The following is an 11,168-nucleotide window of genomic DNA, read 5'->3' on the forward strand; positions in this document are numbered from 1 at the left end:
GTGTCAGGCCACAGGCACCGGCGGTATTCAGTTATGCAGTTCAGCCCTGATCTGCTGGCGCAGAACGTCAATCGGCACGGTCTTGCCATCGCGTTTGAAGCACCAATAGGTCCAGCCGTTACAAGACGGCGCATTTTCCAAATGCGCACCCACCTGATGGATCGAGCCTTTGACATTGTCTCCAACCAGCGTGCCATCAGCGCGAACTTTGGCCTTATGGCGCTGATTCATGGAATAGAGTTCCTCACCCGGGCGCAGCATGCCGCGTTCAACCAGCTGCCCAAAGGGCACGCGCGGCTCAGCGCGTTTGCTGGCGCTGACTTCCAACGCTTCGCGGTCGAACTTGCGGACCTTGGCAATGCGCTTTTCGGCCACCTTGCGATAGCTTTCCTCGCGCTCGATCCCGATGAACTCACGCCCCAGCATTTTCGCGACAGCCCCGGTGGTGCCACTGCCAAAAAATGGGTCCAGCACAACGTCACCCGGATTGGTCGATCCAATCAGAACGCGGTGCAACAGGGCTTCCGGCTTCTGCGTCGGGTGTGCCTTGTCACCGTTTTCGTCCTTCAGGCGTTCATGGCCCGTGCAGATCGGCAGCACCCAATCACTGCGCATCTGCACGCCTTCATTCAGGGCCTTCAGCGCCTCGTAGTTGAAGGTGTACTTCGCACCCTCACGCTTAGAAGCCCAAATCATCGTTTCATGCGCGTTGGTGAAACGCTTGCCACGGAAATTCGGCATAGGGTTCGATTTGCGCCACACGACGTCATTCAGAATCCAATAGCCCGCATCCTGCAAAGCCGAACCAACACGGAAGATGTTGTGATAGGACCCAATCACCCAGATCGCGCCATTGGGTTTGAGCAACCGATGCGCTGCTTTCAACCACTCGCGTGTGAACTGATCATAAGCTCCAAAGCTCGAAAATTGATCCCAGTGATCATCAACCGCATCCACCTGAGAGTTGTCGGGTCGATGCAGCTGACCTTTCAGCTGCAAATTATACGGCGGGTCCGCAAAAATCAGGTCAACCGACGCCTCGGGGAGACTGTTCATCGCCTCGATGCAGTCCCCGGATAGAATCGTGTTTAAAGGGAGCGCTGTTGCGCCCTTTGTCTTGATTGTGGTCATATCACTGCCTCAGTTCCACGGCGCTTTTGCGCTCATTTGGTTGAGACAAGGATGAGTCAAAGATAATTCGCCGTCAAATTCTTTTTTGAATCAGCGACTTACGATTTACTCTTGATACAAGATATTGTGGACCGGTTTGAACGAACGCCTATGGTGTGGGGTCACGCCAAGATTTCGCAATGCCTCGCGGTGTTGTTTTGTCGGATAACCTGCGTTTGCCTCCCACCCATAGCCGGGATGCTGTTGCGCCAAATCCACCATCAACTGATCACGCCAGGTTTTCGCGATGATTGAAGCCGCCGCAATCGAGACCGAGCGCGCATCTCCTTTCACCACCGCCTGCGAAGGCAATTTCATGCCACGTGGTATCAAATTGCCATCAATCAGCAGAAAATCCGGCGCCGGGTCCAGCGCCGCGACCGCGCGTATCATCGCCAGATGCGAGGCGCGCAGGATGTTGTGTTCATCGATCTCGGCAACCGAAGCTTCGGCAACGGCAACTTGCGCTCGCTCTCGCAGCTCTGCGTCCAAACCTGCTCGGCGCTTTGCGGTCAGTTTCTTGGAATCATTCAGCCCATCGGGAATGTCATCCGGGTTCAGGATCACGGCGGCCGCAACTACAGGCCCCGCCAACGGGCCGCGCCCGACCTCATCCACACCCGCAATTCGGGGGTATCCACGCGCCAACAAGGCCGTCTCGAGCTCAAAATCAGGTGTCGCCATGGCTTTGGCAAATCGCGTTTCAGCGCCCAGCGCAAGAAAAAAGAAGAGGGCAGCTTGCGCCACCCTCTCCCGCGCGGCGCTTCTATGGCGCCACTCCTGCTCGAAACCGGTTACTGGTAAACGACACGGTATCCATTCTGGCGCAGGCAGGCGGGTTCATATGCCCGTTTTACCTTTTTACCATTCCAGAAACCAACTTTGCATTGGTGAGGCAGGCTATCGGCATGTTTATAGTGCTTCTTTAGGCAGTTCGGCCCAAGCAAGGGACGATTGCTCGAATAGGCATTGAACGTGCGCAGGCAGCGCTGCGGCAGGTCATAACGCGCCACCCGCTTTGGCAACGGGCGTACAGCATGTTTTTTCTTGGCCTTCTTCGCCTTGGCTTCCGCCTTCTTATGACGCTTGCGGCGCTCTGCCTCTTCGTCGCGCTTTTTCTCTTGATGATAGTGGTTGACCGCAGCACCTATGATCGCGATTGCAGCCAATCCGCCGAGAATATCTCGGGTATCCGCCGCGCGTGCCTGTGACGCTGAGATCCCGGTGATGGCGACGGCGGTTGCGATGATCAGAGCAATGAACTTCCGGTGCATGATACGTGTCCTTTCGGATAATGGGGCAGGCCGGTTAACGACCGCAAAACTGATGACCCGACATTGCGACCTCCCCCTTCAGACAAGCAATAACGGCAATCTGTTATCCAATATCAGCACCTCAAACCCCCTGAGGTTATTGAATATCCGCCCAACCCATGCGCAGGATGCAGCCCATGAAACAGATCCTCTCTTCTCTGGCTCTGACGGCCCTGATATCGGTTGGGTCGCAGGCCGTCGCGGCAGATTGCTATGCCGATTACAAGGCCAAGCAGGACGATCCCTTGCGTCTGCACTATGGCGTCATGCAGGTCTCAAGCTGCGATAAAGGCTCGGCCCGGAAAGAAGTCGCCAAGCGGCTGAAATCAAACGGCTGGACCCTGCTGAACGTGATGAACGTTTTTGAGGCGAATGGATTGGATCAAAGGAAGGCCAATGCCGGAAAATACTATCTCCGTTACTGAAGCGCGTCGTTCGGGGGTTCGGCTGGTTGGTCTGGGGATTGCGGCAATCGTCGCGATCCTGGTGACCGCAGCGGTTTTCCTGTTCTGGACCCTGCCGGACGCAAATGCCTTTAACGCGCGGGTTGAGCGGCTGTTTGTTGAGGCCGACCTGACCTCACAATCGGAAATCCGCCTGCTTGAGATTCTGGCCCAGTCCGGCACCGCCTTTGCCGATACGCTGTCCAGCTATCGCATGGTCATCTTCGTGCTGCTGGTCTTTGCCAGCGCCATGCTGATCACCGCGCTTGTCTTTCTGGTGATGCTGGTCCTGCTGAACCGCCGCATGGCCCAGATCGAGCGGACGGGGATTCAGGTAACATCCCTGCTGATCAGCCGAGAGGAGAATACGGTTTACCTCAACAACATGGATTTCAAACTGACACCGGCCGCGATGGAAACACTTTCGGTTCTGGCTGAATCCCGGCTGGATGACGAAGTCCTGTCGGGCGCCCAGATCGAAGCGATGATCTCGGGCAGAAACGCTTCCGATTGCGATGAGGCCGCCGGGGCCACCCGGATCAAACGCCTGCGCGACGCCTTGGGCAATCAGATGGTCAGTGAGCTGCTGGTTAAAAATATTGCCAAAAAGGGCTATATGCTGTCGATCGAGAAAGACGTTATTCAGATGGTCTGACACCGCATTTACGGTAAAATCAGCAGACACATCTTGGAATCCTCACCCCGAAGGCCCATCATATAAAGGCTTGGCAAAGGGAGGTTGCAGATGAACGTCCACGCCACACCAAAGGTCAAAGGCTATGGGATTTCGGTTGAACCGCTGGTGGGGCGGATCGCAATATACCGGGGTGATATCCTGCTGGCCGAAAGCCACAACGCAAAAGTCATGTACGAAACGCGACTGCCCCCCGCGATCTATGTCCCGCGCGAAGACGTCTGCGTTGAACTCGGACCCGAAACCGAATTGCAGACCTTTTGCCCCTTCAAGGGCACCGCTACCTATCACGATATCAGCCTGCCCGAAGAGCGTCTGACGAACTCGATCTGGGCTTATGAAGATGCCTTTCCCGAAAGCGCCGCCATTCAGGGGCACATCGGGTTCATGCCAAATACCGCGACACGGATCGATCTTGGCCAGAACCAACTGCGCGAGGCTGACGACGGCAATATCAGCGGACCATTGATCGACTGGCTCATGCGCGGTGCCTCGGAAAGTGACACGGCAGATGCGTTCACCAAGGCCCTGGCCGAGAAAATGCTGGAACACGGTATCGCGATTCAGCGCCTCAGCATTCTGGTCTGGTCTCTGCATCCGTTGATCGCGGGCAAACACTATATTTGGGAGAAAGACGCGGCCGAAATCTCGACCCATTCCCCATCTTACGAGATCCACGATCATCCTGCCTTTACCAATAGCCCCTTGCGACACGTCTCGAATGGGCTGGGTGGTGTGCGCCAGCGCCTGAATAACGACAACCCACATAATAGTTTTCCAATCATCGAAGATCTGCGTGCGAAAGGTGCAACGGATTACGTCGCCATGCCGCTGCCCTTCTCAGATGGGCGGATTAATGTCCTGACTTTGACCTGTGACCATCCCAATGGATTCACAACGGAAAATCTTGGCCTAGTCTTTGAGTGCTCATCCGTAATAGCGCGTTTTTATGAAGTCTTCATGCAGCGCGAAAATGCACAGTCTCTGCTGGAAACATATGTGGGCAAACGTTCCGGTGCTCGGGTTTTGGGGGGAGAGATTCGTCGCGGTGACGGAGATGACATCGACGCCGCCATCATGTTCTGCGATCTGCGCAACTCGACCGCGTTGGAGGAAAAGCTGGGCCGCGATGAATATATCGACCTTTTGAACGCGTTTTTCGAAACTGTCTCCGGAATTGTACACGACCATGATGGAGAGGTTCTTAAATTCATTGGCGACGCTGTGCTCGCAGTCTTTCCGGCTGGCGACGATGCCGTAAAGGCCCGATCAAACGCGCAGCTCTCTGCGATTGAAATCGTGGAAAAGCTGGCTGAAATGCGCAACGGCGAAAATGACCACCATTGCGACTGTTCGATTGGCGTTGCTTATGGGCGCGTCACTTACGGCAATGTCGGCTCTCGTGAGAGGTTGGATTTCACCGTGATTGGACAGGCGGCCAATGTTGCGGCCAGATTGGGCGAGTATGGTAAAACCGTCGGTCACAGAATTGTAGTCTCGCAGGATATCGAACCTGCCTGCAAACAAGCCGTCCCGTTGGGGGCGATCAAGCTGCATAATGTTTCTAAACCAATCAAGTCATTTGCCCTGCAAACTTCTGCGGATGTCTTGCTTGATGCAGGGCAAGAATGAGGCTGAACGCTTTTCAGCAGCGGCGCTCCTTGTTTCACAGAAACATAATCTACTAGCCTAGCTGGTTTGGTTGCTCAGCCCAAGTAATCGATTGGCGAATATCAAAGTCGGGGATCTGATTAGATCTAGCCACCGCCGCCAAGCAAGATGAGAGCTATCTGCGCTGGTGACGTGACCTGCTGAAACTGAGCAATTTGATTTCGCGCCATATAGGTGTCTGTCAATTTTTTGATCGCCTCGGAATCGCTGAATTGGGCCAAGTCGGACGAGCCTGTGACACGCTGCAGCCGCTCTTTGAACACCTCAAGTTGCTTATCAATATCGATCTGAGCAAAAGCCGTTGGCAATCCCAATGCAGTTTCCATCATACTACGCAGAGGTGGTAGGCCCATCAGGTCAAACCATTTTCTGTTCACGCTCCCTTCTTGTGACGCCAGATCGCGCAATGCGTGCTGGGCGTATAAGGCGACCCGCATGGAATCATCGGATTCACCAACCGAAATCTCGAACCGAGCCACCAAATTATCCTGCGCGATCTTTTCCATCGCACTGGCGAAGCCGGTCTTGCGTATGTCCCCCGGCCCTAAGCCAAATGCATTTGCAAATTCGCGATACCTTCCATCGGCCAATCTGTTCGCCAGTGCATTATCCGCCTGCGTGCCATCCGACAGGATTTTTTGGACGAAAAACCGATTGTCCAGATCACCCCCCAGACCAAATGCACCCAATGCCACTTGAAGTAGTCGTCTGTCCGCAACCAGATCCTCGGCGGATTGAACCTTTCCAATATTTTCGAGAAAGTACTTTGTTTCCCGTTCGTTGATCCCAGATGCCGAATAACTTTGGAACTGCGCATCATACGTGCGCTGCAGAAAACGCCAGCCCACCAGACCGCCCGTAGGTATGACCGGCTGAAACGTCACTGTTGATACGCCATCAAGCGTTCTTCGCGCGGCAACAGCGAGCGCAAAGACTTCAGACACTTGTAGTATTGCTCTGCCACCAGCGCCTCTGTGGCATCAGCCAGCACCCGGCGACTATCGGCATCGGTGAAGACCTGACTCAGCTCTTCCACGCGACGCAACAACTGTTGTCTGGCTTGATCGGGTTCAGTATCGCCTGAAAGGACCAATTGAGCGGCATAACAGACCCGGCGTACCGGCGTATTAACCTCTTCCGGGTGGATGGCATCGCGCAGGCGCAGAACATTCGCCTGGGGCGTCATGATTGAAAACCTGCTGCGTCGATCCCCGTTTTCGATCACAACACCATTTATCAGCACCCGTTCTTTGGGGGCGAGTTTCAACACAAGACCACTCATCAATTACCCCTCATCTGACGAAGCCCACGCAGAACGGCCATGTTGATCTCAAGCAGCGGTTCAACGGTGGCTTTATTCCCCAGCACCTGACTACTGTGCTGTTCGGTGAATTCAGCCAAATAGAAAATCCGGGCCCGCAAATTGTTTGGAAGTGCGTTATCCGCGTCTGCTACATCGGTTGCGAGAACACTCCACAGCCGGCGGTTCTCATGCAGAGCTTGTACGAACCCTCCAAAATCCGAGGCCTTCTTTGCGGCTGCAGTTTTCAACCTGTGCGTAATTTTGGAAATCGCCTCATACTCGGTATCCCGTGGTGTTCGCGTCGGTGCAGAAGATTGCGCATAAGCGCGTTGAGCGAGCGTTTGGGGTGTCACTTGAAATCCTTCCAATTGTCCTTCAGCGGGCAGTTAAATCCGGGGCACGACGAGCGTGCTCCGGATCAGTTCCAAAATTAACGGAACAGCGACAGGATGGACTGTGGCGCCTGGTTTGCGATCGACAGCGATTGGGTGGCCAGCTGTTGCTGGACCTGCAACGCCTGCAGTCGAGCCGACGTTTCTTCCATATCGGCGTCAACCAGTGAGCCGATACCGGATTTGAACGAGTCAGACAGGTTCGAGATAAACTCTTTCTGGGTCTCGATCCGGCCCTGCGCCGAGCCAAAAGCCGCCGAGGCATCAATCGCAGTATCGATAAGTCCTTCAATCGCTCCAAGTGCTGCTGCAGCGCCTGCTGAAGTCGAAACATCAATCGACGCCAGGGCCCCTAGACCGCCCGAGTTCGCATTCGCATATTGACCACTGATCTGCAGCGAATCCGATCCTTCGTTGGTGATATCCAGCTGTGCCGCGTTTGTTCCCGGATCATAGACGACCGAAACGTTGGCATCCGACGCTTCGATTGCCGCCTTCAGCCCCGCTGCAATGATCTCTTCCGGTGCGTTGCCTGCGGCGATGTCTTCCGCCCGGACCGTATAAGATGCGACATCATCGCCCAGTCGAACTGTGAAGGTATCGCCCGCTGACAATGTACCGGGATCAGCAATCACGATGCTGCCATCATCATCGCTTCCGCCATTGCCATCCAACGAAAATCCGAAGGCATCCGCGGTATCGGCCGTGACCCCATCAGTGCCGGTAAAGACATCCGCCGCTGTGTAACCTCCAGTCGAGAGGTTTTGGGCTGAAACGCTGATGGAGGACGCTGTCACGTTGCCTGCGTTGTCTCGGTCCAACGAGGACAGGATATTTGCACCTGCTCCACCGTTTACCAAATTGAGGCCGTTGAACTGGGCAGCCCCAACAACAGATTCAATCTGATCTCTAAGTGCCGCTACATCGGTGTTGATCTTGGCGCGATCAACGTTGTCTTCCTGCGCCGCAACGATCTTGCCTTTCATCTGGTTCAACAGATCAGTCACTGTCTCAGACGCATTTCGCGCCACAGCAACGGTCGATTCACCCAGCGCAAGGCTATCCTTGATCGCGTTAAACCCGTTGACGTCCGATTCCATCACCTTGGAGATCGCCCAGACGGCCGAGTTGTCTTTGGCGGTGGCCACATCTTTACCGGTCGAAATCGCATTTTGCGTCGACGCGAGGTTCTTGTTGACCGATTTAAGGGTTTGCAGCGCAACCATGGCGCCATTGTTTGTCAGAATGCTGGACATATTTGTCATCCTCTTAGCGTTCGGGCGCATTTGACGCCCATGTTGGACCCACCGTATCGGCAGGCATTCTGTCGTTCTGACCTGTGCGTCGCGCCTAAGGGCCTTCGCGCCACCTGTTGTTCCAGGTGCATCGCCACAATTGCCGGTGATCCCCTAACGGAGTGCTAAGACGGGCGGCTCCGAAATCTAGGATTTGAATAAAACCGGGATCTAGGCCCGCTTTTCCAGCTTGGCTTGCAAACGCAAAGCAAAACCGCTGCGCTGACCCGAGGCGTCGTAAGTGCTGAATTCATGCCTAACGCGGTTCAGTTCCGTCATCCGGTCTGCCACCGCCCGAATGCCTTCTGCCGCGCTGTTCAAAAGGGCCTGGTTTCGTGCAGCTATTTTCTGAACACGAATCAGATCATCGCTTTCCAACACCTGCAGGTCGTGAATCGCGCCAATCAGGCTTTCCTTTTCAGGTGTCAAACGACCAAGATCAGTCAAATCCCCCTGAACTAAAGCGTTACGTTCAAGGTCTAAAAGGTCTTCCAAAGCCTGAATCGGGTCATTTTCCATCGGACTTCTCCATCATTGCATTAAACAGAATTTCGGAAAGACCGATCCCTCCTGCCCTGGTCATTTTCTGCGCCTGTTGTTGTACCAGAAATGAAGAAAACTGATCTTCGCCTGCACCGCCCCCGAATGAGCTTCGCGCTTTGCCAAAGCCTGCAGACTTAAGCATTTCGGAAAGAAACGCTGCCTCCAATTCCACGGATGCTGCTTTCAGTTTCTGAGGGATCTGAGCGGAATGTGAGCTTGCGCCAGTCAGAGTAATCGTCATCGGTTTCTCCGAAAATTGCTTCGAACTTTCACGATCAAAGAGGAAAGCAGTTAAAATAAACGTAACTTCCTAAGGGCACTGTGCGGTTCAGACAATCGGAGCCAGAGCCAGATATGCCCAATCCGCTAGCAATCATGACAGCTGTTCAACCCATGAGCAGCAAAGCTGAGACACATCAGGATAAAGGGCATGATTCAAAGGGCGGCGTTGATTTTGAGGACGTCTTGAATGCGGATGGCGAGTATCCAGAAGTGGAAGCTGTCGAAGTTATGATTTCCGACATCGAGGAGCCCTCTGAGCAATCAGACAGCGAGATTTCTGAGGATGGCGCCTCTGAGGATACGAGCAAAATCGACGAAGCGCTCCTAGCCCTGCCGCTGACGACCGCGCTCGATGCGCCGACACCGGGCAATCGTCCGGCAGAGGTATCGCAGGATGTATATCCTACTGCTCTCGCGTCAGAAACCACGGTAAATAGACCGAATTCAGAGGCGATCACATCGCCCCAAACACCAAACATAGCAATGATTAAGCCGGTGGTTCATCCATTGGAACAGAGCGCTCCATCGCGTGCCGTCCCTGATCAAATCGCTCACACTGGGCCGAAGCGCATACCCCCGCAAACGCTTGACCCAACCATGTTGAGCTTGGCCCTTACTATGAATGCGAGCCCGAAACAGGAACTCCGCAAAGCCGATACCGAGATGCGATTTGGTATTCGCGTGAGCGGGGCACCAGTCGAGCAAGAAATCCAACAGGTCAATTCGCATAGTTCTCTCGCGTCGCAGCCACTGGTTAAACCTTTAGCACCTTCGCCTGTCAATGCGTCCATTGACCTCGACAACAGCCCTGAAACTGAGGACATGTTCAGGCCCAAAGACCTAGCGGCGGGGCAAACACTACGCGAGTCAACGCAAACGATGCCCATCTCAACAGCACGCGTCGAGATAGCACGCGCAGTTGCAGGGCAACTGGCCGCAGCGATTTCTACCCGGCCAAGCGCCGGAGGCGTCGAGATTGCCCTGAACCCCGAAGAGCTTGGCCGCGTATCGATCACGTTGAACGGTCGAGAAGATGGATTTTATCTGACCATCGCCGCCGAACGGCCCGAGACTCTTGACCTAATGCGGCGGCACATTGCGATCCTGTCCGCCGAATTCGAAAGACTGGGTTATAGGGATTTGTCGCTGGATCTTGGACTGTCTGGCGACACCGCTCAGCGCGATGCACCGCCCGATCACACGGCTTCCGCAAATGCCATTGACGGGGCCGATAACAATGGCGCTCGCGCACCAACGATTCAAATCGGCCCTCAACGGGGCCTTGATATGAGGCTTTAACCGATGATCACAGCAACCAATTTAGCGACCCCGACAACCGCGACCGCGAACACCCCCCAACGTTCAGCTTTAACATCAGACTTTGAAACCTTCCTGCGCATGCTGACAGTTCAGGCACGAAACCAGGATCCTCTGGAACCATTGGATTCATCGGAATATGCGTCGCAACTGGCGCAGTTTTCCATGGTTGAACAACAGGTCAAAGCCAATGAACTCTTGTCAGACCTGGCGTTGTCATTGGGGGCCGTCAATCTGAATCAGCTAAGTGGCTGGGTCGGGATGAACGTCCAAACCATTGGACCCTTTAGATTTAAGGATCAGCCAGTTGCTATTCAAACACAGGCCGAGCCGACCGCTGATCGGGCCGAACTGGTCATCCGTGATGAGCAGGGAATCGTAGTTAGCCGCATTCCCGTTCCCACCGACGAGGCCGAATTCGAGTGGGCAGGGGCGAATAGCGGTGGTGATCCATTGCCCGCTGGCGTTTACACGGCGGCTCTGGAGAGCTTTCAAAACGGTGAATTGCTATCCAGTACTCCAGCATCCACCTTTGGCAGGGTGGTCGAGGCGCAGGTTAGCGAAGGTGCAATCGTCCTGAAACTTGATAGCGGTGCTGAGGTTCCTGCCGACATAGTCACTCAAATTCGAACGGGCGCTTGATCTGAATGGCGAGGCGGGCCAAACCTTGGCACACAACGACTCGCCACACCAACTTCGGAAACTCACCTGTCTGATCATAGTCACCCCCCCTCTGGACTTGTTG

At 54.7% G+C, this 11,168-nt stretch carries 14 protein-coding genes; 5 read left to right on the forward strand and 9 right to left on the reverse strand.

Features of this window, described 5'->3' with window-relative positions:
- Positions 1-27: 27 nt before the first annotated feature.
- The 3 genes from ACR0NN_RS16000 to ACR0NN_RS16010 form a co-directional block, all read right to left on the reverse strand.
- The gene (locus ACR0NN_RS16000; RefSeq protein ID WP_170725013.1) at positions 28-1,131 is read right to left on the reverse strand and encodes a site-specific DNA-methyltransferase; all 1,104 of its coding nucleotides are present in this window, start codon (positions 1,129-1,131) and stop codon (positions 28-30) included.
- A 105-nt stretch (positions 1,132-1,236) separates the two neighbouring features.
- Positions 1,237-1,854, reverse strand: coding sequence for a ribonuclease HII (locus ACR0NN_RS16005; RefSeq protein ID WP_170725012.1), 618 nt, complete (start codon positions 1,852-1,854; stop codon positions 1,237-1,239).
- A gap of 110 nt (positions 1,855-1,964) precedes the next feature.
- Positions 1,965-2,444: a hypothetical protein gene (locus ACR0NN_RS16010; RefSeq protein ID WP_170725011.1), complete on the reverse strand. Its 480-nt coding sequence runs from the start codon at positions 2,442-2,444 to the stop codon at positions 1,965-1,967.
- A 176-nt stretch (positions 2,445-2,620) separates the two neighbouring features.
- Between ACR0NN_RS16010 and ACR0NN_RS16015 the strand changes: the two genes are divergently transcribed.
- The 3 genes from ACR0NN_RS16015 (at position 2,621) to ACR0NN_RS16025 (ending at position 5,252) form a co-directional block, all read left to right on the forward strand.
- Entirely contained in the window at positions 2,621-2,908 is a 288-nt protein-coding gene (locus ACR0NN_RS16015; RefSeq protein WP_170725010.1) for a hypothetical protein, read from the forward strand.
- Complete coding sequence (locus ACR0NN_RS16020) at positions 2,880-3,581, forward strand: helix-turn-helix domain-containing protein (RefSeq protein ID WP_170725009.1); 702 nt, start codon at positions 2,880-2,882, stop codon at positions 3,579-3,581. Before ACR0NN_RS16015 ends, ACR0NN_RS16020 begins: the two co-directional genes overlap by 29 nt.
- A gap of 90 nt (positions 3,582-3,671) precedes the next feature.
- Positions 3,672-5,252 (forward strand): DUF427 domain-containing protein, encoded by a 1,581-nt coding sequence (locus tag ACR0NN_RS16025; protein WP_170725008.1) that lies wholly within the window; start codon positions 3,672-3,674, stop codon positions 5,250-5,252.
- 125 nt (positions 5,253-5,377) lie between these two features.
- Here the strand turns inward: ACR0NN_RS16025 and ACR0NN_RS16030 are convergent, their stop codons facing one another.
- The 6 genes from ACR0NN_RS16030 to ACR0NN_RS16055 form a co-directional block, all read right to left on the reverse strand.
- A complete protein-coding gene (locus ACR0NN_RS16030; protein ID WP_170725007.1) occupies positions 5,378-6,175 on the reverse strand; it encodes a DUF1217 domain-containing protein in 798 nt (265 codons plus the stop codon).
- A complete protein-coding gene (gene flbT / locus ACR0NN_RS16035; protein WP_170725006.1) occupies positions 6,172-6,573 on the reverse strand; it encodes a flagellar biosynthesis repressor FlbT in 402 nt (133 codons plus the stop codon). The genes ACR0NN_RS16030 and flbT overlap by 4 nt, the downstream gene beginning before the upstream one ends.
- Positions 6,573-6,947, reverse strand: coding sequence for a flagellar biosynthesis regulator FlaF (flaF, locus tag ACR0NN_RS16040; protein ID WP_170725005.1), 375 nt, complete (start codon positions 6,945-6,947; stop codon positions 6,573-6,575). Before flaF ends, flbT begins: the two co-directional genes overlap by 1 nt.
- A gap of 77 nt (positions 6,948-7,024) precedes the next feature.
- Entirely contained in the window at positions 7,025-8,242 is a 1,218-nt protein-coding gene (locus ACR0NN_RS16045; RefSeq protein WP_170725004.1) for a flagellin N-terminal helical domain-containing protein, read from the reverse strand.
- Positions 8,243-8,452: 210 nt separating this feature from the next.
- Complete coding sequence (locus ACR0NN_RS16050) at positions 8,453-8,800, reverse strand: flagellar biosynthesis protein FlgN (protein ID WP_170725003.1); 348 nt, start codon at positions 8,798-8,800, stop codon at positions 8,453-8,455.
- Positions 8,790-9,065 (reverse strand): rod-binding protein, encoded by a 276-nt coding sequence (locus ACR0NN_RS16055; protein ID WP_170725002.1) that lies wholly within the window; start codon positions 9,063-9,065, stop codon positions 8,790-8,792. Before ACR0NN_RS16055 ends, ACR0NN_RS16050 begins: the two co-directional genes overlap by 11 nt.
- 152 nt (positions 9,066-9,217) lie before the next feature.
- On the opposite strand from ACR0NN_RS16055, the gene fliK reads away from it, so the two are divergent.
- Positions 9,218-10,405, forward strand: a complete 1,188-nt coding sequence (fliK, locus tag ACR0NN_RS16060) for a flagellar hook-length control protein FliK (RefSeq protein ID WP_170725001.1) — start codon at positions 9,218-9,220, stop codon at positions 10,403-10,405.
- Positions 10,406-10,408: 3 nt separating this feature from the next.
- Positions 10,409-11,065 carry a flagellar hook capping FlgD N-terminal domain-containing protein gene (locus ACR0NN_RS16065; protein WP_170725000.1) on the forward strand — a complete coding sequence of 219 codons (657 nt, stop codon included), beginning with the start codon at positions 10,409-10,411 and terminating at the stop codon, positions 11,063-11,065.
- Positions 11,066-11,168 lie beyond the last annotated feature (103 nt).

This window comes from Ruegeria sp. BA2 (genome assembly GCF_056539605.1).

Excerpts from the sequence above, each read along its gene's own strand:
- ACR0NN_RS16000 (WP_170725013.1), bottom strand. The coding sequence starts at position 1,131 with ATGACCACAATCAAGACAAAGGGCGCAACAGCGCTCCCTTTAAACACG.
- ACR0NN_RS16005 (WP_170725012.1), bottom strand. The coding sequence starts at position 1,854 with ATGGCGACACCTGATTTTGAGCTCGAGACGGCCTTGTTGGCGCGTGGA.
- ACR0NN_RS16010 (WP_170725011.1), bottom strand. The coding sequence starts at position 2,444 with ATGCACCGGAAGTTCATTGCTCTGATCATCGCAACCGCCGTCGCCATC.
- ACR0NN_RS16015 (WP_170725010.1), top strand. The coding sequence starts at position 2,621 with ATGAAACAGATCCTCTCTTCTCTGGCTCTGACGGCCCTGATATCGGTT.
- ACR0NN_RS16020 (WP_170725009.1), top strand. The coding sequence starts at position 2,880 with ATGCCGGAAAATACTATCTCCGTTACTGAAGCGCGTCGTTCGGGGGTT.
- ACR0NN_RS16025 (WP_170725008.1), top strand. The coding sequence starts at position 3,672 with ATGAACGTCCACGCCACACCAAAGGTCAAAGGCTATGGGATTTCGGTT.
- flbT (WP_170725006.1), bottom strand. The coding sequence starts at position 6,573 with ATGAGTGGTCTTGTGTTGAAACTCGCCCCCAAAGAACGGGTGCTGATA.
- ACR0NN_RS16045 (WP_170725004.1), bottom strand. The coding sequence starts at position 8,242 with ATGTCCAGCATTCTGACAAACAATGGCGCCATGGTTGCGCTGCAAACC.
- ACR0NN_RS16050 (WP_170725003.1), bottom strand. The coding sequence starts at position 8,800 with ATGGAAAATGACCCGATTCAGGCTTTGGAAGACCTTTTAGACCTTGAA.
- ACR0NN_RS16055 (WP_170725002.1), bottom strand. The coding sequence starts at position 9,065 with ATGACGATTACTCTGACTGGCGCAAGCTCACATTCCGCTCAGATCCCT.
- fliK (WP_170725001.1), top strand. The coding sequence starts at position 9,218 with ATGAGCAGCAAAGCTGAGACACATCAGGATAAAGGGCATGATTCAAAG.
- ACR0NN_RS16065 (WP_170725000.1), top strand. The coding sequence starts at position 10,409 with ATGATCACAGCAACCAATTTAGCGACCCCGACAACCGCGACCGCGAAC.